Source organism: Clavibacter vidaverae (genome assembly GCF_047529985.1).
Lineage (GTDB): Bacteria > Actinomycetota > Actinomycetes > Actinomycetales > Microbacteriaceae > Clavibacter > Clavibacter nebraskensis_A.
In genome coordinates this window covers 1,715,753-1,734,202 of sequence record NZ_JBLJAM010000001.1, presented here as the reverse complement: position 1 = coordinate 1,734,202, position 18,450 = coordinate 1,715,753, and the positions used below count along the sequence as shown (strand labels likewise).

Annotated in this window: 22 protein-coding genes; 10 read left to right on the top strand and 12 right to left on the bottom strand. The window is 75.9% G+C overall.

Going from position 1 to position 18,450, the window contains the following annotated elements; genetic code table 11:
- The first annotated feature begins 182 nt into the window (after nucleotides 1–182).
- Nucleotides 183–1,112: an AEC family transporter gene (locus tag ACMT9T_RS08070; protein WP_414745049.1), complete on the top strand. Its 930-nt coding sequence runs from the start codon at nucleotides 183–185 to the stop codon at nucleotides 1,110–1,112.
- A 39-nt stretch (nucleotides 1,113–1,151) separates the two neighbouring features.
- Here the strand turns inward: ACMT9T_RS08070 and ACMT9T_RS08065 are convergent, their stop codons facing one another.
- Nucleotides 1,152–1,310: a hypothetical protein gene (locus ACMT9T_RS08065; RefSeq protein ID WP_199409290.1), complete on the bottom strand. Its 159-nt coding sequence runs from the start codon at nucleotides 1,308–1,310 to the stop codon at nucleotides 1,152–1,154.
- A 138-nt stretch (nucleotides 1,311–1,448) separates the two neighbouring features.
- The gene (locus tag ACMT9T_RS08060; RefSeq protein WP_414745048.1) at nucleotides 1,449–2,408 is read right to left on the bottom strand and encodes an NAD-dependent epimerase/dehydratase family protein; all 960 of its coding nucleotides are present in this window, start codon (nucleotides 2,406–2,408) and stop codon (nucleotides 1,449–1,451) included.
- A gap of 49 nt (nucleotides 2,409–2,457) precedes the next feature.
- Here ACMT9T_RS08060 and ACMT9T_RS08055 point away from each other — a divergent pair, with 49 nt between their 5' ends.
- On the top strand, nucleotides 2,458–2,985 hold the full coding sequence (locus tag ACMT9T_RS08055; RefSeq protein ID WP_414745047.1) for a GrpB family protein: 528 nt from the start codon (nucleotides 2,458–2,460) through the stop codon (nucleotides 2,983–2,985).
- On the top strand, nucleotides 2,982–3,152 hold the full coding sequence (locus ACMT9T_RS08050) for a cytidine/deoxycytidylate deaminase family protein (protein ID WP_414745046.1): 171 nt from the start codon (nucleotides 2,982–2,984) through the stop codon (nucleotides 3,150–3,152). Before ACMT9T_RS08055 ends, ACMT9T_RS08050 begins: the two co-directional genes overlap by 4 nt.
- A gap of 185 nt (nucleotides 3,153–3,337) precedes the next feature.
- Here the strand turns inward: ACMT9T_RS08050 and ACMT9T_RS08045 are convergent, their stop codons facing one another.
- The 3 genes from ACMT9T_RS08045 to ACMT9T_RS08035 are packed head-to-tail and all read right to left on the bottom strand — an operon-like array spanning nucleotide 3,338 to nucleotide 5,398.
- A complete protein-coding gene (locus tag ACMT9T_RS08045) occupies nucleotides 3,338–4,039 on the bottom strand; it encodes a hypothetical protein (RefSeq protein ID WP_414745045.1) in 702 nt (233 codons plus the stop codon).
- Between the two features lie 33 nt (nucleotides 4,040–4,072).
- A complete protein-coding gene (locus tag ACMT9T_RS08040) occupies nucleotides 4,073–4,933 on the bottom strand; it encodes an endo alpha-1,4 polygalactosaminidase (RefSeq protein ID WP_414745044.1) in 861 nt (286 codons plus the stop codon).
- A 48-nt stretch (nucleotides 4,934–4,981) separates the two neighbouring features.
- Nucleotides 4,982–5,398: an ASCH domain-containing protein gene (locus tag ACMT9T_RS08035; RefSeq protein WP_414745043.1), complete on the bottom strand. Its 417-nt coding sequence runs from the start codon at nucleotides 5,396–5,398 to the stop codon at nucleotides 4,982–4,984.
- Nucleotides 5,399–5,520: 122 nt separating this feature from the next.
- Between ACMT9T_RS08035 and ACMT9T_RS08030 the strand changes: the two genes are divergently transcribed.
- Nucleotides 5,521–6,429: an SDR family oxidoreductase gene (locus ACMT9T_RS08030; protein ID WP_414745042.1), complete on the top strand. Its 909-nt coding sequence runs from the start codon at nucleotides 5,521–5,523 to the stop codon at nucleotides 6,427–6,429.
- A 31-nt stretch (nucleotides 6,430–6,460) separates the two neighbouring features.
- On the opposite strand, the gene ACMT9T_RS08025 is transcribed toward ACMT9T_RS08030, so the two are convergent.
- On the bottom strand, nucleotides 6,461–7,027 hold the full coding sequence (locus tag ACMT9T_RS08025; RefSeq protein WP_414745041.1) for an MOSC domain-containing protein: 567 nt from the start codon (nucleotides 7,025–7,027) through the stop codon (nucleotides 6,461–6,463).
- Nucleotides 7,028–7,137: 110 nt separating this feature from the next.
- Here ACMT9T_RS08025 and ACMT9T_RS08020 point away from each other — a divergent pair, with 110 nt between their 5' ends.
- Together ACMT9T_RS08020 and ACMT9T_RS08015 are read left to right on the top strand one after the other, a co-directional pair.
- Complete coding sequence (locus ACMT9T_RS08020; protein ID WP_414745040.1) at nucleotides 7,138–8,844, top strand: sensor histidine kinase; 1,707 nt, start codon at nucleotides 7,138–7,140, stop codon at nucleotides 8,842–8,844.
- Nucleotides 8,845–9,116: 272 nt separating this feature from the next.
- Complete coding sequence (locus tag ACMT9T_RS08015; RefSeq protein WP_414745039.1) at nucleotides 9,117–9,800, top strand: Hpt domain-containing protein; 684 nt, start codon at nucleotides 9,117–9,119, stop codon at nucleotides 9,798–9,800.
- Between the two features lie 216 nt (nucleotides 9,801–10,016).
- Here the strand turns inward: ACMT9T_RS08015 and ACMT9T_RS08010 are convergent, their stop codons facing one another.
- From ACMT9T_RS08010 to ACMT9T_RS07985, 6 genes are all read right to left on the bottom strand, one after another.
- The gene (locus ACMT9T_RS08010; RefSeq protein ID WP_414745038.1) at nucleotides 10,017–10,877 is read right to left on the bottom strand and encodes a response regulator transcription factor; all 861 of its coding nucleotides are present in this window, start codon (nucleotides 10,875–10,877) and stop codon (nucleotides 10,017–10,019) included.
- 131 nt (nucleotides 10,878–11,008) lie between these two features.
- Nucleotides 11,009–11,542, bottom strand: a complete 534-nt coding sequence (locus ACMT9T_RS08005) for a DUF6264 family protein (RefSeq protein ID WP_414745037.1) — start codon at nucleotides 11,540–11,542, stop codon at nucleotides 11,009–11,011.
- 76 nt (nucleotides 11,543–11,618) lie between these two features.
- Nucleotides 11,619–12,455 (bottom strand): exodeoxyribonuclease III, encoded by an 837-nt coding sequence (locus tag ACMT9T_RS08000; RefSeq protein WP_414745036.1) that lies wholly within the window; start codon nucleotides 12,453–12,455, stop codon nucleotides 11,619–11,621.
- 31 nt (nucleotides 12,456–12,486) lie between these two features.
- On the bottom strand, nucleotides 12,487–12,885 hold the full coding sequence (locus ACMT9T_RS07995) for a hypothetical protein (protein WP_414745035.1): 399 nt from the start codon (nucleotides 12,883–12,885) through the stop codon (nucleotides 12,487–12,489).
- A complete protein-coding gene (locus ACMT9T_RS07990) occupies nucleotides 12,869–13,492 on the bottom strand; it encodes an Asp23/Gls24 family envelope stress response protein (protein WP_414745034.1) in 624 nt (207 codons plus the stop codon). The genes ACMT9T_RS07995 and ACMT9T_RS07990 overlap by 17 nt, the downstream gene beginning before the upstream one ends.
- Nucleotides 13,489–14,043 (bottom strand): RNA polymerase sigma factor, encoded by a 555-nt coding sequence (locus tag ACMT9T_RS07985; RefSeq protein ID WP_414745033.1) that lies wholly within the window; start codon nucleotides 14,041–14,043, stop codon nucleotides 13,489–13,491. Before ACMT9T_RS07985 ends, ACMT9T_RS07990 begins: the two co-directional genes overlap by 4 nt.
- A gap of 122 nt (nucleotides 14,044–14,165) precedes the next feature.
- Here ACMT9T_RS07985 and ACMT9T_RS07980 point away from each other — a divergent pair, with 122 nt between their 5' ends.
- The 4 genes from ACMT9T_RS07980 to ACMT9T_RS07965 all read left to right on the top strand — a co-directional run bounded on the left by ACMT9T_RS07980 (nucleotide 14,166) and on the right by ACMT9T_RS07965 (nucleotide 18,446).
- A complete protein-coding gene (locus tag ACMT9T_RS07980) occupies nucleotides 14,166–14,630 on the top strand; it encodes an Asp23/Gls24 family envelope stress response protein (protein ID WP_116053360.1) in 465 nt (154 codons plus the stop codon).
- A 115-nt stretch (nucleotides 14,631–14,745) separates the two neighbouring features.
- A complete protein-coding gene (locus tag ACMT9T_RS07975; RefSeq protein WP_414745032.1) occupies nucleotides 14,746–15,669 on the top strand; it encodes an NAD(P)-dependent oxidoreductase in 924 nt (307 codons plus the stop codon).
- Nucleotides 15,670–15,735: 66 nt separating this feature from the next.
- On the top strand, nucleotides 15,736–16,290 hold the full coding sequence (gene pyrE, locus ACMT9T_RS07970) for an orotate phosphoribosyltransferase (protein ID WP_015489215.1): 555 nt from the start codon (nucleotides 15,736–15,738) through the stop codon (nucleotides 16,288–16,290).
- Nucleotides 16,290–18,446, top strand: a complete 2,157-nt coding sequence (locus tag ACMT9T_RS07965) for a septum formation family protein (RefSeq protein WP_414745031.1) — start codon at nucleotides 16,290–16,292, stop codon at nucleotides 18,444–18,446. Before pyrE ends, ACMT9T_RS07965 begins: the two co-directional genes overlap by 1 nt.
- Nucleotides 18,447–18,450: the final 4 nt, after the last annotated feature.

Here is an 18,450-nt window from a genome sequence, read left to right as displayed (position 1 = left end):
CGGCGGTGCGGGTCGGTCGCGGGCGCGACGCGGCCGACGCTAGGCGGATCGCGTGACGCGGCGGTGTCCCGGCGCTGAACGGGCGGGGCGCGGGCGGGGCGCCGGCCGCGCCCCGCCCGTTCAGCGCCGGGCGGGCCCGGCGCCGCCCGTAGGGTGGGAGGACGGGCGACGAGGGGAGTCGGATGATCGGGGTGCTGACCGGGTTCGCCATCATCGGCTTCATCATCGCCGTGGGCTACGCCGTCGGCCGGTCCGGGATCGCGGGTCCCGGCGCCCAGCACTCGCTCAACCGGGTCGCGTTCTTCGTCGCGACGCCCGCGCTGCTGTTCACGGTGCTCGCGAAGGCCGACCTGCACGTCGTGTTCTCGGCGTTCCTGCTCACGTCCGCGGCGGCCGTCGCGGTGGCGGCGGCGCTCTACCTGGTCGTGGCGCGGATCCTGTTCCGCCGCCCGGTCGCGGAGACCACCATCGGCGCGGCCTCGGCGAGCTACGTCAACGCCAACAACATCGGCCTGCCGGTCGCGATCTACGTGCTCGGCGACGCGCAGCTCGTCGCGCCCGTGCTGCTCCTCCAGCTGCTGGTGCTCGCGCCGACGACGCTCACGGTGCTCGACATCTCGAGCCGCGGGTCCGCGTCGGTCGTCGGGATCCTCACCCAGCCGCTGCGGAACCCGATGATCATCGCGTCGATGCTCGGCATCCTCATCGCGATCACCGGGCTGCGGATCCCGGACGCGGTCTACGAGCCGTTCCGCCTCATCGGCGGCGCGGCGATCCCCATCGTGCTGATGGCGTTCGGCATGTCGCTCGTGGGGCGGAAGCCGCTCGCGCCCGGATCCGGTCGCGGCGAGATCGTGGTGGCCTCGGTGATCAAGACGGTCGTGATGCCGCTCGCCGCGTTCCTGCTCGCGCGCTTCGCGTTCCACCTCGACGCCGACCAGACCTTCGCGGCGACCGTGATCGCGGGGCTGCCGACGGCGCAGAACATCTTCAACTTCGCGTCGCGCTACGAGCGCGGCGTCGTGCTCGCGCGCGACACCGTGCTGATCACGACCGTCGCGTCGATCCCGGTGCTGCTGGTGATCGCGGCGCTGCTGGCCCCGGGGACCTAGCGGCCCGTGGCCCGCGGCCCGCGGCCCGAGGCCCGCGGGCTAGCGGCGGCGGGTCGCGGCGGTGCGCTGGGCGGCGCGCTTCTGCGAGCGCTTGGCCATCTGCGCCTTGCCCTTGGCGATGGCGGCCTTGCCCTGGCGGCTCCGCAGGAACCGGCGGATGACGGGGACGGCGACGAACAGGAAACGGATCAGCGGCATGGTGCTCCTCGGGTGCTCTGCGGGATCCGGTGGGAGCCCGCCCTTCGACCCTGCCAGGGTCGGGGCCGCATGACCGGCTTCCGGGCGGATGCGGCGCCCGGCGGCCAGGAGGGGGCGGGTGGTCCGCGGGGGCGGACGTCAGGCGGGCGGGCGCTCCCCGTCGCGGATCCACGCGACCTCGGCGCGCAGCAGCTCGGCGCCCGGGCGGACCGGCGCGTACCCGAGCGCGAGGGACGCGCGCGTGTCGAGGACGATCGGGTGCTGCGCGGCCCACGGGTGCGTGCCGCCCGCGACGCCCGGCTCGAGCGGCACGATGCGGCCGGTCCAGCCGAGCTCGTCGGCGATGGCCCGCACGATCTCGACGGCCGTGAGCGGATCCGGGTCGGCCGCGTTGAGGATCCGCGCGCCCGGCACGTCGGCGACCCGCGCGACGAGCGCCGCCGCGTTCGCCGCCGCGGTCAGGTGGTCGACGGAGGCGCCGCGGTCGGCGAGCTCGATGCTCTCCGCGCCCGCGAGCATCCGCTCGACGATGCCGCGCGTGCGGGCGTTCCGGGCCCAGCGGCCGTGGACCTTCGAGGGACGGATCACCGTGACGGGCAGCCCGCTGTCGAGCGCCGCCCGCTCGACCGCGACCTTCGACGGCGCGTAGCCCTCGCGCGTGAACGGGTCGGTGCCGGGCGCCGCGGGCGGGAGCGTCGGGTTCTCCTCCGGGACGGGGACGGGGAGGCGCGGCGGCTCGTCGCCGTTGACGTGCCGGCCCGCGTCGTCGACGTAGACGGCGCGGGAGGACGCGACGACCACGGATCCGCTCGCCCGCATCGTCGGGAGGAGCGCGTCGACGTCGGCCGCCGTGAACGCGACGAGGTCCACCAGGAGGTCGACGCCGTCGCCGACCAGCCGCTCGATCCCGCGGGCGTCGGCCCGGTCGAGCGCGTGGAAGCGGACCCCGAGGTCCGCGAGGGCGGCGGGCATGAGGCGCGGATCCCGGCCGGTCACGTCGACCGACCACCCGTCGCGCGCCAGCCGCTCGGCCGTCGCCCCGCCGATCGCGCCGGTGCCGCCGAGGACGAGGGCGCGACGCGCAGAGGAGGAGGGCATGGTCGTCGAGCCTAGGGGGAGCGGCGGCGGGCTCGGTAGGGTGGCCGCGATGATCCGCCTCGAGGAGCACCGAGCCGAGTGGGCGGAGGCGTTCCGTGCCGAGGCCGAACGGATCCGACGGGCGGCGGGCGACGCGCTCACGACCGTCGAGCACATCGGCAGCACCGCCGTGCCGGGCCTCCGCGCGAAGCCGATCCTCGACCTCGCCGCGCGGGCGGCGCCGGGGATCGACCCGCTCGGGCTCGACGCGACGCTCCGGCCGCTGGGCTACGCGCAGCACCGCACGGGTCCGCGGAACCACGGGGTGCACGTGCGGTCGGCGGACGGCGCGCGGACGCACATCCTCCACGTGTTCGCGGCCGACGCGTGGGACACCTGCCCGCAGCGCCTCTTCCGCGACCGGCTCCTCCGGGATCCGGACGCGCGACGTCGCTACGACGCGCTCAAGGCGGCGCTCGCGGAGACGGCCGCCGACGGCCGCGCCTACACGGCCGCGAAGCAGGGACTGGTGGAGGAGCTCGTGAACGCCGAGCGCGCGGACCGCGGGCTGCCGCCGATCCGCGTGTGGGACAAGTGAGCGCGCGCGACGGCGGGCGCGGCGTCGTGCCGCCGTGCGGCCGGTGCCGGCAGGTGATGCTGGACCTCCAGCCGGGGATCCGCGTTGCGGTCCCCGGTGCCGACGGGCCGGAGATGGTCGCGATCCGCGACCTGCTGCCGGTCTCGTACGCCCGACCCGACGCGTAGTCGAGGGGCGTCGCCGGAGGCGGGCGAGCGAACGTGCCGCGGAGGCGGCGAGTGGTGGAGAGCTCCGGAAATCGAACCAGACGAGGCACCCCGATAGGTGCGCTCCCCGAACGAGGAGAACATACCGCATCGGGCCGGGCGGATCCTGCGGCCTCAGGAACGGGGGCGCGGCCCGGGATGCCGGGTCAGCCGCCGACGACGCGGACCCGGACCGCCTCGCCGCCCTCCTCCAGCTCGAACGACAGCGTCGTGCCGAGGGGGAAGGCGTCGCGCAGCTCCTGCGGCTGGTCGGCCGTGACGACGAGGGCGGTGCGGGCGGGGACGCTGCCGGTCGCGCAGCCCGGCTGGCCGGCGACCGACCCGTCCTGCTCCGCGGGCCCGGCGACCAAGCACGTCTCCTCGACGCCCGTGGTGGCGTCGGGCACGGGGATCCGGGCGATCGAGATCCCGTGGAACGCGGCGAACAGCGAGCCCGGCGCGATGGATCCGGTGTCGACCGAGAGGTAGGTCGCGTTGTCGGGGACGGGCGGCGGCTCGAGCGCGAGGACGGCGACCGTGCCGCGCTCGTCGCCGAGCCACCAGGCGGTCGCGCCGGCGCCCGCGATCGCGGCGACGAGGACGGACGCGGCCCACGCGGCGGCGACGCGGCGGCGGATCCGGGGAGCGCGACGGCCGCGTCGGCGGGGTGCGGCCGCGGGCTCGGCGTCGAGGGCGTCCCCGTCGCGCGCGTCACCGGGCTCGCGGCGCGACGCCTCCGCTGCCGCCGGAGCGCGCCCCTCCAGCTCCCGCAGCCGCTCCCGCGCGACCGCATCGGCCGGATCGGCACCCGGCCCGAAGACGCGGCGGCGCAGCTCCGCGACCTCCGCGCGCCGGTCGTCGTCGTCCATCCCCGCATCGTGTCACGCGGCGGGCGGCCGCGCTCAGCAGGCGCGGTACGCGTACCCCCGCGTCCCGGCGGGCACCAGATCCCGGTCGCGCACGATGGCCGCCGGCGCCGGATCCAGCGCGCGGATGCGGCGGCACGCGCCGGTCGCGGAGTCGCGCAGGTCGTCCGTGTACTCGACGTCGAGCACCCGGGCGCCGTAGACGTCCGTGTACGCGGCGCACTCCTTCCAGCGGTCGCACTCCTCGGCGATCGCGAAGTCGAAGCGCGCCTCGTCGCGTCCGCGGGATCCGAGGTCGGTCGCGTTCTTCTGCGCCGCGGCGAGGCCGCGGTCGTGCGCGCGGGCGACGAGCAGCGTGGCGAAGGCGAGCGCGTCGTCCTCGTCGAGGGCGCCGGCGGAGCGGGTCCACGAGTCGAGGTTGTCGAACTCCACGGCGCGGTACCCGGATGCCGCGCACCCGTCGATCACGGGCGCGATCCGGGCGGCGTTCGCGGTGCGGGCCGCGGCCGTGGAGATGTCGAGGATGCGCTCGTCGGGCCAGCCCGGATCCACGATCGGCTTCCCGTCGGTGCCCCGCACGAGGAGGGCGTCGGGCCACGCGGCGCCCGGCTGCGTCTGGAACCCGTTGACGTAGCAGACGCCGTAGACGCCGGGCGCGGGAGCGTCCGTGCTGTCGCGGACGACGATGCCGACGCCCGACGGCACCTTCGAGGCGCCGCCGAGCTGGTAGTCGAAGCGCGTGCCGGTCGGCGGGAGGGCGACGGTCGACGCGGCGACGGCCACCGCGCCGACGGCCGGAGCCGCGGCGGCCTCGGCGCCCTGCGGATCCGCGGGCGAGCTGCAGCCGGCGACGGCGAGGGTGGCGACGACGAGGGCCGCGGCGAGGAGGGAGCGCATGCTCCGACCCTAGGCGCGTCGACGCCCCGGCGCCGGCCGCGCCCCCGTTCAGCGCACGACGCGGAAGCGCTCCATCAGGATCTCGGTGTCGTCGTCGAGGCGGAACCCGGCCGGCAGGTCCGCCCGCACCTCGGGCGAGGTCCAGAAGTCCTCGTGCCCCGCGCGCCACTCGGCGACCGTCGTGAAGCCCTCGCCCTCGTCGACCGCGTGCGCGAGCGGCACGTCGGCGAGGCGCGCGATCCCCACGGCCGTCGTCTCGACCACGAGCACCGGCCGCCCCGCGGAGTCGATGACCGCACCGCGGGATCCCACGACCGGCAGCTCCTCGTCGTCGGCCGCGTACTGGATCAGCAGCGAGCTCGTCGAGGTCTTCTCGCCCGCGACGATCGCCGCCACGAGCCGGTCGCGCAGGGGCCCCTGGAACGCGAACTCGACGGGCGGGAGGTCGGCGTCGGGCGTCGTCATGCGTCGATCGTAGGAGCCCGGACGCGGACGCCTCCCGTCAACCCCCTCCCGTCCCCGGACGCCGCGCGCCCGCCGGGCCAGGCTGGAAGGGACCCCACGACCGACGAAGGAAGGCGCATCGCATGAGCGAGATCCGCAACGGCGGCAACCAGTACGAGATCCAGGACCCGATCGCGCAGTACCCGTCCCCTCCGTTCCCGCAGCAGGAGCAGTCGGGCCCCGGCGACGAGAAGAAGTTCGAGCCGACGCCCGACCACGGCCAGGACAGCTACCTCGGCTTCGGCCGCCTGAAGGGCCGCAAGGTCCTCATCACGGGCGCCGACTCCGGCATCGGCAAGGCCGTCGCCATCGCGTTCGCGCGCGAGGGCGCCGACATCGCGCTCAACTTCCTCGACGAGGAGCTGGAGGACGCGCGCGACACGGCGTCCACCATCGAGGCCGACGGCCGGACGGCCGCGCTCGTCCCCGGCGACATCTCGGACGAGACCGCGTGCCAGGACATCGTCCAGGCGTCCGTCGCGGCGCTCGGCGGGCTCGACTGCCTCGTGATGGTGGCCGGCTACCAGCGCAACGAGGACGACATCCTCGACCTCGACTCCGAGCAGCTCGACCGCACGATGAAGACCAACGTGTACTCGCTGTTCTGGCTGAGCAAGGCCGTGATCCCGCACCTGCCCAAGGGCGGCAGCATCATCACGACGAGCTCCTCGCAGGCGTACCAGCCGAGCCCCGACAAGATCGACTACGCGGTGTCCAAGGGCGCGATCCGCAACTTCACGCAGGGGCTCGCGCAGCAGCTCGCGCCGAAGGGGATCCGCGTCAACTCCGTCGCGCCCGGCCCGTTCTGGACGGTGCTGCAGCCCGTGGGCCAGTCGGCGTCGGACGTCGAGGAGTTCGGATCCCAGTCGGTCTACGGCCGCCCCGGCCAGCCGGCGGAGATCGCCGCGACCTACGTGTTCCTCGCGAGCCAGGAGTCGAGCTTCACGAGCGGCGAGACCATCGCGGTCACGGGCGGCACGCCCGTCCACTGACCGGGTGGCGGCGGATCCGCGGCGGGGCGCGTCAGAACAGGCGCGCCCCGCCGTCGTCCCCGTCGTCGAGCGGGCGCTCGGTGCGGAGCACGGCCGGGCCGACCGTGAGGATCCCGTCGCCGAGCGGCTCGCAGCGCACGCCGCCGCGACCGCGGAGCGCGCGGAAGGCGCCGGGCGCGAGCATCACGTCCATCCACGCGCACGGGTTCGCCGGGCGGTGGCCCTGGAACTCCACGGGTCCGTCGCCCGAGTCGAGGCTGAAGCGCATGCCGCGCAGCCGGTCGGCGTCGACGCCGCGCAGCAGCACGTTGCGGCGGGTGTCGACGGGATCCAGCCCCGCCTCCAGCCCGAGGTCGCGCGCCACGCGCTCCACCGACTCGACGGCCATCACCGTGACGGCGGCCGTGCGGTGCGCGCGCTGCCCGAAGTAGCGGTCGCCGACGATCCCGAGGTGCGCGCGCACCCGCACGGACGCGCGCGACGGCGGCTCGCCCGGCTCGTCGCGCGGCCCGTCGGCGGGGCGTCCCTCGAGCCGGTGCACGGGCGACGCGACGAGATGCGCGATCTCCACGCGGAGCTCGTGGGGGAGGTCGGTCACCCCGGAAGCGTACGCGTCCCATATCACGGGGTACGCGAGCCCGGGGCGGATGCTCCACTCGCGGTTAGGATCGACGAGCGGCACGGGGATGACCGCAACCGGGGGGTCACGTGGTCGAGCATCCTCCCTCCACCCTGCGGCGGGATCCGGTCGGCCGCCTCCAGGCCGCCCTCCGGAGCATGTCGCTCTCGAAGCCGCTGCACGCGCAGCTGCCCTTCATCGTGAGCCTCGCGGTGGTCGGCGTCGTCGCGGGCGTGGGCGACCTCGACGCGGTGTCGCAGCCCGGCTTCGTCGCCGGCACCGTCATCGCCGCGCTCGTCACCATCGCCGCCGCCGTCATCCCCTGGCAGCGGATCGACCCCGACTGGGTGGCCGTGCTGCCCATGCTCGACTTCGCGGCGCTCGCCCTCTGCCACGACGCGATCGCCGACCAGGTGCCGTCGACCGCGTTCCTCCTCGTCTTCCCCGTGATCTGGCTGGCGTACGCGTTCGCCCTGCACGTGCTGTGGCTCGGCGCCCTCGGCACGGCATCCGTGCTGGCGCTGCCCTACCTCCGCGCCGGGACGGCGCCGGAGGGCACGACCGGCTGGTCGCACCTCGTCGTGCTGCCCGTCGTGATGCTGCTGGTGGCCGTGGCCGTGAACCTGCTCGCGCAGCAGCTGTTCCGCCAGCACGCGCGGCTGGAGGAGATGCAGCAGGAGCTGACGGGCACGCTCGTCGACCTGCAGGAGCGCAACTCGATCATCGACGGGGTGCTCGACGCCATCGACGACACGGTGATCGTGCTCGACGCCCACGGCCGCATCATGCTGCGCAACCGCGCGGCCGCCGACCTCATGGCGCTCGCCGACCCCGTCGACCCGGACGACCCGATCCTCGGCCGCCTCGTCTACGAGGAGGACCGCACCACGGTCGTCCCGCCGGATCGGCAGCCCGTGGCCCGCGCCCGCACCGGCGAGGAGGTGGCCCGCGAGGTGCTGTGGGTGGGCGACGGCGGCGCGCAGAAGGCCGTGCTCGTGTCGGTCTCCCCGCTCGTCGACGCCGCGGGGCGCACGTTCGGCACGGTCGTGGTCAGCACCGACGTCACGGCGCTCGCGCTCGCCGTCACCGAGCGCGAGGAGTTCGTGGCGAGCGTCTCGCACGAGCTGAAGACGCCGCTCACCTCGATCCTCGGCTACGTCGAGCTCATCGCCGACGACCTCGTGGAGGACGACCTCGACGACCGGATCACCGCCGCCCGCCTCGCGATCGTGGAGCGCAACGCGCAGCGCCTCCTCGGCCTCATCGGCGACCTCCTCACGGCCGCGCAGCACCGCCTGGCGGTCAACCGCAACCTGGTCGACGTGGGCGAGATCGTCGAGAACGCGCTCGACGTGATCCGGCCGCACGCCCATGCCAGCGGCGTCGAGCTCGTCGAGCCGGACTACGAGGAGCTGGTGGCGGAGGTCGACGCCGTGCGCATCGGCCAGGTGCTCGACAACCTGCTCAGCAACGCCGTCAAGTACACGCCCGAGGGCGGCACGGTCACCACCGAGGTCCACGTGGACGGCGACCACTTCCGCCTCTGCGTCTCCGACGACGGCGTGGGCATGTCGCCCGACGACACCGCGCAGCTGTTCACGCGCTTCTTCCGCACCAGCTCGGCCCGCGCCAGCACGGTCGCGGGCGTGGGGCTCGGCCTCAGCATCACCCGCTCGATCGTCGACGCGCACGACGGCACGATCGAGGTGGAGAGCGCGGTCGGCACCGGCACCACCATGCGCGTGCGGCTGCCGCTCCGCGTCGCGCCGGATGCCCGGCCCGCGACGCGCGCCTGACCCGCGGCCGACTCGCCGATGCCACGGCGGGGCCGACTTGAGCGGATCTTGTCAACAACTTGATCCGATCCCGCATGCTGCGGTGTCAGGCTCGGCCTGCGACGGGGTCGACCCGTCCGACACGAGCGATCGAAGGACCGGATGACCCCCCACGACCACCCCGCGAGCGGCACCCGAGCCGCCCGCACCGGGTGCCGTACCGGGTCTATGGATGCGCTGCCGGTACCCGACGGCAGCCTCCCCGGCCCTACGACCCTCGCCGGCGGCCGGGCGTGACCGCCCGTGCCGTCCCCGCCCCGCAGGTCCCCCCGCTCCTCGACGTCCGCGTCCTGGAGCAGCTGCTGGTCGAGCTGTCGGACGAGCCCGGCCCCGCCCGCCTGTCCGTCGTCCCCGCGACGGACGCCCCCGCTCCGCCGCCCGGTGCCCCCGCGCCGGGCGGCGTGACCCCGCCGCGCGGCCTCCCCGAGCCGCGCCGCGGGACGCCGTCGTCCGGATCCCCCCATCCGGACGACCGGCTCGCGCCCCGAGGTGCCCCCGCACCCGGGCGCGGCCAGGCGCCGACCGGATCCCCCCGTCCAGTCGGCGCCCCCTCCCCGTCGCCGTCCGCGTCCGGCTCCGGGCGCCCCCGCGCCCTCACGGACGGGCAGCACGCCTGCATCGACTTCCTGCGCTTCTTCGTCGACCTGTGGCCGAGCCGCTGGGAACGCTTGGACGCGGCGGTCCGCGCCGGCGACCGCGCGGCCGCGCTCGACGCCTGCCTGAGCGTGAAGAGCTCGGCGGCCATGGTCGGCGCGCTCCGCCTCAGCGGCATCGCGAGCCACCTCGAGGGGGCCATCCGCGCCGCCGACCAGGACGGCTCGCGCGCCCTCCTGTCCGACCTCCGCGAGGTCGGCGAGCGGAGCATGGACGCGATGCGCTCCTGGATCCGCGCGGAGGCCGGGGCGCCTCCCGACTAGACCCGTGCGCGCGGCCGGCCCCACGGCCGACGCGCACGCCCGACCGGCTCCCGCGACAGGCCGGTCGGATGGACGGAGCGGGATCCCACCCGAGGGGACCCCGATCCACGGCGCAGCTGCCGCGGGGCCTCCGGGCTCCGCGGCAGCCTCCCGCAGGTGCGCAGGTGCGCAGGTGCGCAGGTGCGCAGGTGCGCAGGTGCGCAGGTGCTCAGGTGCTCAGTCGCGCGGCGGCGCGAGCCGGTAGCCGACGCCGCGCACCGTCTGGATCCACCGCGCCTGGCGCGGGTCGTCGTGCAGCTTCCGACGCAGGTTCCCGAGGTGCACCTCGACCGCGCGCTCCTCCGGCTCGGTGGAGGACGCGACGGCGTACGAGCCGCTGCGGATGTCGCGCACGAGGTCGCCCTTGGTGCGCACCCGGCCGCCGCTCGCGAGGATCGACGCGAGCAGGTCGAACTCGGTGCGCGTGAGGTCGACGGGCTCGCCGTCGACCGTGACGTGGCGCGTGCCCTCGTCGAGCTCGAGGCCGTTGTGGCGGAGGACGTCGGCGTCGCGGTCGTCGTCGGCCGGCGCGGCCTCGGACGGCAGCGCGGGCGAGACGACGGTGGTGGTCGCGAAGGCGGCCGGCTGCACGGGCTCCTCGGCGTCGGCCGCGACGGGTGCCGGGGTGCCGGCGGCGGGCGTCGCGGGCGCGGTCTGCGCCTCGCCGCCGCGCGGTCGCCGCATCATCGCGGAGATGCGCGCGCGGAGCTCCCGCGGGCGGAACGGCTTCACGATGTAGTCGTCGGCGCCGGCCTCGAGGCCGAGCAGGGTGTCGACCTCCTCGCCCTGCGCCGTGAGCATGACGATGTAGGCGTCGCTCCCCAGGCGGATCCGGCGCGCGGCCTCGAAGCCGTCGAAGTCGGGCAGGCCCACGTCGAGCGTGATGACGTCGGGCGCGATCTCGGCGGCGAGCCGGACGCCCTCCGTCGCGGTCGCGGCGGAGTGCACCTCGAAGCCGCCCTGGCGCAGGACCACCTCGAGCAGCTGGCGGATGTCGCCGTCGTCCTCGATGACCAGAGCCACACGTCCGCTGTCCACTACCGCCCCCTCGCATGCCGCATGCGCGGCCGGTCCCCCGGTTCCGCGTCAGGCGCGCCGGACCTCCCACGCTAGCGGACCGCCGGGTCGCCGCCCCCGCCGCTCCGGGAGCGTGCCGCGGAACACCGGGATCAGGTGACGGGGGAGGATCCGGGCACCGCGACCAGCACGAGCACGGCGCCGAGGATGTAGGCCGCGAGCGACGCGCCCACCCCGATCAGCAGCACCAGCCAGGGCCGGGTGCGGCCGCGGATCATGCCGACGAGCGCGACGATCAGCGCGATCCCCGTGAGCACCAGCGGACCGGCGACGGCGATCCCGTAGCCGATGGTGAAGAGCGAGTCGCGGCAGACGTAGGCGTCCACGTCGCAGCTGTCGGTGACGAAGATGAGGCCGAGGCCGAAGGCCGCGACGGCGCCGCCGACGACCGCGGCGACGAGCATGCCTACCAGCGTGGTGACGAGGATCCGGCGGTCGACCCGGCGGACCCAGCGCGGCACCCAGGCGGGGCCCGGGGGATCCTCCGGGCGGTCGTCGGCGCGGTCGCGGTCCCGGGTGCGGGCGGCGCGCGGGCGGCGGGGTGCGGCTGCCGGCGCGGCGGCGGAGCGGCGTCCGCGGGCGGCGCGGCGTCCGCGCTCGGGGGTCGCGTCGTCGTCGGGGGTCACGCCACGAGACTACGGGGCACGTGCCGCGGGACCGGAATCGGCGGGAGCGCCGGACGTCTCGCGGACGGACGGCGGATCAGAAGATCATCGGCCGGTCGTCGTCGAGCTCGGTCTCCACGTCGAGGTCCACGGCCACCGGCACGTGGTCGCTCGGGCCGTCGCCCTTGCGCTCGTCGCGGTGGATCCGCGGGGCGTCCACCAGCTCGGCGAACCGGGCGCTGCCGAGGATGAAGTCGATGCGCATGCCCTCGTCGCGGGGGAACCGCAGCTGCTGGTAGTCCCAGTACGTGTACCCGTCGGGGATCGAGGGCCGGACGACGTCGGCGAGGCCCGCGTCGAGGAACGCGGCGAAGGCGGCGCGCTCGGGCTCGGACGTGTGCGTCTTGCCCTCGAACAGGCGCGGATCCCACACGTCGGTGTCGAGCGGCGCCACGTTCCAATCGCCCATGAGCGCGAGCGGGGTCTCCGGATCCGCCGCGAGCCAGGCCCGCGTGTCGGCCGCGAGGGCCTCGAGCCACTCGAGCTTGTAGGCGTAGTGCGGGTCATCCAGCGCGCGGCCGTTGGGCACGTACAGGCTCCAGAGGCGGATGCCCGCGACCGTCGCGCCCATGGCGCGCGCCTCGAGCGGCGGCTGGCCGGACGCGTCGGGCTTGCCGAAGCGGGGCATCCCCTCGAACGTCGTGACGACGTCCTCGAGCGGCAGGCGGCTCGCGATCGCGACGCCGTTCCACTGGCTGAGGCCGTGCACGGCGACCTCGTACCCGGCCTCCTCGAACGCCTGCATCGGGAACTGCTCGGGCTTGCACTTGATCTCCTGCATGGCCAGCACGTCGACGTCCTCGCGCACGAGCCAGTCGACGACGCGGCCCACGCGGGTGCGGATGGAGTTGACGTTCCAGGTGGCGACGCGCATGCCCCCACGGTACCGGGAGCGCGCGGGGGCCTCAGCCGATGCTGCCGACGCGGACCGTGACGGAGGCGAGCGCGGCGGCCTCGGCGCCGACCGCGTCGGACAGCCGGGCGCGGATCGCGTCCACGGCGGCGCGCGCGGTGTCGCTCGCGCGGCTCGACGCGTCCACCGCGATGGACGCCTGCACGACGACGGCGCCCTCGCCGGTCTCGACCGCGACGAGCTGGTCGAGCCGCTCGGATCCGCCGGACACCACGCCCTCGACCACCTGCTGCGCGACGAGCAGCACGGGGGAGCGCGGCGCGTAGACGTCGGCCACGCCCGCGACGGCGCGGAGGGCGGCGGTCAGGTCGCGCGAGAGGTCGCCGGGCGCGGGGAGCGGGGCGGGCACCGGGGCGGGCGCCGTCGCCGACGCGTCATCGTCGAGGGTCATCGCCGGCCTCCTCCTGCACGGGACGCGCCTGCACGTCCACCACGGTCACGTCGATCGCCTCGACGCGCAGCTCGGTGTGGCGCAGCAGGGCCGCGTGGACCCGCTCGCGCACGCGCTGCGCGAGCTCGGGCAGCGGATCCCCCCACACGACGCTCATGGTGAGCGCCACCCGCACGGGCTCGCCGGCGCGGGTCACGTCGCCGTCGAGCGTGCAGCGGCCGACGAGCACGCCGGGCACCTCGTCGCCCGCCTGCCGCACGAGCGTGCGCACGGCGCCCTCGGTGAGCGCGAGGCGGACGGCCGGATCCGGGTGGGAGAGCGGGATGTCGCGCCCGGCGCGCGACTCGCGGCTGATGTGGGAGAGCACGCCGCGGAAGAAGTCGTCGCCCGGCGCCTCCTGCTCCTCCGCCTCGACCTGCACGAGCTCGCGGCCGAGGTCGCGCATGCGCTCGAGGGCGCGGAGGGCGTTGCGGGTCTCGGGGTCGTCCTCGTAGGCCGCGATGCGCGGCGTGCGCCCGCGGTCGAGGTAGTCGGCGAGGGCGGCCATGTCGAGGGGCGCGCCGTCGGCGTCGAGGGCGGGTCCCTCGTCCGGTCCCGTGCCGCTCATCGCCACGCCTCCATGCTCGTCATCACCGTGGTGCGCGCCCGGGACAGCCGGCCGCGGATGGTCGAGGGCGTCGCGCCCAGCCTCTCGGCGATCTCCTCGTAGGAGAAGCCTCCCACCTCGCGCAGCATCCACACCTCGCGCTGCTCGCGCGGCAGGGCGTCGAGGACGACGGCGAGCGCGCGCATCTGCGACGACGTCTCGGCGTCGCGCTCGGGGGACGTGAGGCGGTCGGCGATCTCGTGGTCGTCGATGTCGTCGACGGGGCGGCGGGCGCGGATCCGGTCGATGGACTTCCGGCTCACGATCTGCAGCAGCCAGCTCTTCACCCGGTCCGGCTTCTCGAGGGTGGGCAGCCGGTCCCACGCGGTGATGAGCGCCTCCTGCACGGCGTCGTCGGCGTCGGCGCGGGATCCGGTGAGCCGGATCGCGAACGCCCGCATGTAGGAGGCGTGCCGGCGGACGAGCACCTCGAACGCCCGGGCGTCCCCGTCGGCGGCGCGCTCGGCGAGGATCCCGTCGCCGGCGTCCTGCAGGGAGGAGGAGAGGGCCATGCCGTACCTCCGTGTGCGCTGTGAGACGAGGTGGATCCGTGACGGACACCGCCGTCCACCCGTCCCCTCCATGAGTACCACAGCAGACGCCCGGCCGACGGGCACCCACGAGGAGGAACCGCATGAGCGACCAGAGCACCCCCACCCCCGCCGACGTCACCCGCGTCGCGCCCGCATCCACCGGCGTCACCGGCGGCGTCCTCGCCGACGGCGACACCACGGTCACCGACGGCGTCATCGCCAAGGTCGCGGGCCTCGCCGTCCGCGACATCCCGGGCGTGCACTCGCTCGGCGGCGGCGCGGCCCGCGTCATCGGCCAGCTGCGCGACCGCATCGGCCAGACCGACCTCACGCAGGGCATCGCCGTCGACGCGCAGGAGGAGGGCGTCTCCTTCCAGGTGACCCTCGTCGCCGAGTACGGCGTGCCGCTCCAGGACGTGGCCGCCGACGTGCGCGCCGCCATCTCCGACGCCGTGACCGAGCTCGTCGGCCGCACGGTGACGCGCGTCGACGTGACGGTCGCCGACATCGTCATGCCCGGCGAGGGATCCGACGACGACGCGGCCGCCGAGGCGCCCGCGGTCTGATCCGCCCCGCCGCACCCGCACGACCCGACGGGCCGCCGATCCTCGCGATCGGCGGCCCGTCGCCGTGACCGCGCCCCTGCCGGGTCCTCGCACCTCGCGGGCGTACCGTCGGGGGATGACCGACGAGACAGCAGCCGCACCCGCCTCCGACGCGCCGCCCCGTGTCGCGCTGCTCGGCACCGGCGTCATGGGCTCCGGCATGAGCCGCTCGATCCTCCGCGCGGGCCTGCCGCTCACCGTCTGGAACCGCAGCGCCGAGAAGGCCGCGCCCCTCGCCGACGACGGCGCGACGGTCGCCGACGGCGCGGCCGACGCCGTGCGCGACGCCGACGTCGTGGTCGTGATGCTGTTCGACGCGGACGCCGTCCTCGAGGTCCTCGCCGAGGTCGCGCCCGCCGTCCGCCCCGACGCCGTCGTCCTCCAGTCCTCCACCGTCGGCGTCGAGGGCACCCGCCGGATCGCCGCGCTCGCCGCCGAGCACGGCCTCCGCCTCGTGGACGCCCCCGTCCTCGGCACGCGCGGCCCCGCCGAGCAGGGCCTCCTCGTGCACCTCGTCTCCGGATCCGAGGCCGACCTCGCCGCCGCCCGCCCGGTCCTCGAGGCGACCGGCTCGCGCACCGTGGTCGCGGGCTCGACCGCGGGTCCCGGATCCGCCCTCAAGCTCGCCTGCAACGCGTGGATCGCGTCCATCACCGCCGCGACCGGCCAGTCGCTCGGCCTCGCGCAGCTGCTCGGCGTCGAGCCGCGCCTCTTCCTCGACGCGATCGCGGGCGGCGCGGCCGACACCCCGTACGCGCACCTCAAGGGCGGCGCGATGCTCGCCGGCGAGCTCGCGCCCTCGTTCGCGCTCGACGGCCTGCTGAAGGACGTGACGCTCATGCTCGCCGCGCTCGACGGCGCCGACGCGCACGACTTCGACACCGCGATGCTCGAGGCGCTCCGCGAGACGTACGCGGAGGCGTCCGCGGCCGGTCACGGCGGCGACGACGTGGCCGCGGTCGGCACCGTGTTCGGCCTGCCCGCCGGATCCGACGCCTGATCCGCGTGGCGTCCCGCCCGCCCGTCGCACCGGTCGGCGCGGGCCCCCGCCCGTAGGATCGGCTGCGTGACGACCTCCGACGCGCGCCAGCAGCTCATCGACCACATCAAGCGGGACGCCGTCTTCCACGGCGACTTCACGCTGACGAGCGGCAAGAAGGCCAGCTACTACGTCGACCTCCGCCGAGTGAGCCTCGACCACCGCGTCGCGCCGCTCATCGGCCAGGTCATGCTCGACCTCATCGCCGACGTGCCCGACGTCGCCGCGGTCGGCGGGCTCACGATGGGCGCGGATCCCATCGCCGCCGCGATCCTGCACCAGGGCGCCGCGGTCGGCCGCGGCTACGACGCCTTCGTCGTCCGCAAGGAGCCCAAGGACCACGGCCGCGGCCGCCAGGTCGAGGGGCCCGACCTCCAGGGCAAGCGCGTCATCGTCGTCGAGGACACCTCCACCACCGGCGGATCCCCGCTGAAGGCCATCGAGGCGCTCGAGAAGGTGGGCGCGGAGATCGCCGCGGTCGCCGTGGTCGTCGACCGCTCGACCGACGCCCGCGAGGTGATCGAGGCCGCGGGCCACCGCTACCTGTACGCGATCGGCCTCGAGGACCTGGGGCTCGCGTAGTGAGCGGGCAGGCGCCCGGCGGCGGATCCGGATCCGGTCGCGACGACGACGACCCGTTCGCGGTCCGACCCGCGACCGACGCCGACCGCGAGCGCCCCTTCCAGCCGCTCGCGCCCATCGGCTGGGGCCGCGCCGCGGATCGCGAGGTCGTGCCCGCCGACGGCGAGCCGGCCGCGCCCGAGGACGAGGGCGTGGATCCCGCACCCGCCGACCCGACGCCCGCCCCCGGCGGCGACATCCTGGCGGGGATCGTCCCGCTCGACCCGACCGAGGACCAGGACCGCGTGGCCCCGCTCGACCAGGCGGATCCCGACGCGGAGGCCGGTGACGCGGACGCCGCGGACGCCCCGGCGCCCGAGCCCGAGATCGCGGCGGCGCCGGTGGACGCGGGCGACGTGGAGTTCGCCGACGAGCCCGACCCCGGCCACGTGCCGGCGCCCGCGTACGACGCGCCCGGCGAGGCGACCGGCGAGGTGCTGACGGGCGAGGTCGAGGCCGACCCCGAGCCCGTGGACGACGCGACCGCCGAGCTGGTGCTCGAGCCCGCCGACGGCGTGGACGACGACGTGCGCCTGCCGGACGCGGACGCCGACGGACCCGTGGTCGACGCCGAGCTCGTCGAGGAGCCGGCCGAGGAGGTCGCGCCCGAGGTCCCCGCCGTGGACGAGGTGCAGCTGACGCCCCTGCACGACGACGAGCTGGACGAGGACGCGGGGGTCGTGGACGATCTCGTCGCGCCGGCCGACGCTCCCGAATCCGACGCCCCCGCCGAGCTGGAGATGCCGGCGGAGGACGAGGCGGTGCCCGACGACGTCGACGCCGCCGACGGCTCCGACGACTCCCGCGCCGAGGTCGACGGCGATGCGGACGAGGACGCCGCTGCCGCGCCGCTCGCCCCTGCCGCGGCGGCCGCGCGTGCGGCGGCCATGGCGTGGGCTGCGGGATCCGCGTCGGTCGCCGCTGCTCCCGCCGCCGTGCCTGCGCCTGCCGCTCCGCCTGCGCCCTCGCCCGACGAGACGCGGGACGCGGACGAGCCCGCGGACCGGTCCGCCGAGATCGACGAGCCGTCGGCCGCGCCCGAGACCGCGGTCCTGTCGACGACGGCGCCCGAGCCCGCCACGGATCCCGAGACCGCGCCGGCCACCGTCCCGGCGCGGGCCGAGGAGCCCGAGGCCGACGACGCGGCCGGATCCACGCCGGATGCCGCGCACGCCGACGAGCCGGTCGACGCCATCGACCTGCTCTTCGGCGACGTCGCGGACGACCGGACCCCCGACTCCGGGCGTCCCGACGACGACGCACCCGACGACGACCGCACGCGCGTCCTCCCGGCAGCGACCGCGACCGCCGCCGCAGCAGGGGCTGCTGCCGCCGCATCCGCCGCGCCGTCCCCCGACCGCGACGCTCCTACGGCGGCCGTCCCCGCCGCCGGGCGCCCGGATCCGGCCGCACGCCCGGCCCCGGTCCCGCCGCCGTACGCGGCCCCGCCGGCGCCCCGTCCGCCCGCGCCCGTCCTCGACTCCCCGAGCGCTCCCGCCGCCGTCCCCGCCCCGCCGCGCGGACCCCGCGACCCCCGAGGCCCGCGACGCACCGGCCTCTGGGTCGGCGGCGCGATCCTCCTCGTGCTCCTGCTCGTCGGCCTCTTCTACCTGGGCCAGCGCCTGGGATCCTCCGCCGCACCGGATGCCGCGCCCGTCGCGACCGCGACCCCCGAGGCCAGTCCGACCCCGTCGCCCACCCCGACGGATCCCGTGCAGGGCCCGGCCGCTGCCGGCACGCAGGCGTGGGACGCGCTGCTCGGCGGCGAGTGCATCGACCCGTACACGTCGCCGTGGGAGGAGGAGTTCGCGGTCGTCGACTGCGGCACCGAGCACCACGCGCAGATGGTCGCGCGCGTCGCGCTGCCCCAGACGGGCGACGAGTTCCCCGGCGAGGACGCCGTGCGCGACTCCGCCGACGAGCTCTGCATCGCCGACACGGTGATCGACTACGGGGCCGCCCGCGCCTACGACGACGTGCAGTACCAGTCCGCGTACCCCATCACCCAGGAGGAGTGGACCGCGGGCGACCGCGACGCCTACTGCTTCGTCTCGCGCGCCGGCGGCGGCACCTTCACGGGCAGCATCGGCGTCCCGCAGCCGCCCGTCGTCCCCTAGCGCG

Bases quoted from the DNA above. Each gene is read 5' to 3' on its own strand.
- ACMT9T_RS08070 (WP_414745049.1), top strand. From the start codon at position 183: ATGATCGGGGTGCTGACCGGGTTCGCCATCATCGGCTTCATCATCGCC.
- ACMT9T_RS08065 (WP_199409290.1), bottom strand. From the start codon at position 1,310: ATGCCGCTGATCCGTTTCCTGTTCGTCGCCGTCCCCGTCATCCGCCGG.
- ACMT9T_RS08060 (WP_414745048.1), bottom strand. From the start codon at position 2,408: ATGCCCTCCTCCTCTGCGCGTCGCGCCCTCGTCCTCGGCGGCACCGGC.
- ACMT9T_RS08055 (WP_414745047.1), top strand. From the start codon at position 2,458: ATGATCCGCCTCGAGGAGCACCGAGCCGAGTGGGCGGAGGCGTTCCGT.
- ACMT9T_RS08045 (WP_414745045.1), bottom strand. From the start codon at position 4,039: ATGGACGACGACGACCGGCGCGCGGAGGTCGCGGAGCTGCGCCGCCGC.
- ACMT9T_RS08040 (WP_414745044.1), bottom strand. From the start codon at position 4,933: ATGCGCTCCCTCCTCGCCGCGGCCCTCGTCGTCGCCACCCTCGCCGTC.
- ACMT9T_RS08035 (WP_414745043.1), bottom strand. From the start codon at position 5,398: ATGACGACGCCCGACGCCGACCTCCCGCCCGTCGAGTTCGCGTTCCAG.
- ACMT9T_RS08030 (WP_414745042.1), top strand. From the start codon at position 5,521: ATGAGCGAGATCCGCAACGGCGGCAACCAGTACGAGATCCAGGACCCG.
- ACMT9T_RS08000 (WP_414745036.1), bottom strand. From the start codon at position 12,455: ATGCGCGTCGCCACCTGGAACGTCAACTCCATCCGCACCCGCGTGGGC.
- ACMT9T_RS07995 (WP_414745035.1), bottom strand. From the start codon at position 12,885: ATGACCCTCGACGATGACGCGTCGGCGACGGCGCCCGCCCCGGTGCCC.
- ACMT9T_RS07990 (WP_414745034.1), bottom strand. From the start codon at position 13,492: ATGAGCGGCACGGGACCGGACGAGGGACCCGCCCTCGACGCCGACGGC.
- ACMT9T_RS07985 (WP_414745033.1), bottom strand. From the start codon at position 14,043: ATGGCCCTCTCCTCCTCCCTGCAGGACGCCGGCGACGGGATCCTCGCC.
- ACMT9T_RS07980 (WP_116053360.1), top strand. From the start codon at position 14,166: ATGAGCGACCAGAGCACCCCCACCCCCGCCGACGTCACCCGCGTCGCG.
- ACMT9T_RS07975 (WP_414745032.1), top strand. From the start codon at position 14,746: ATGACCGACGAGACAGCAGCCGCACCCGCCTCCGACGCGCCGCCCCGT.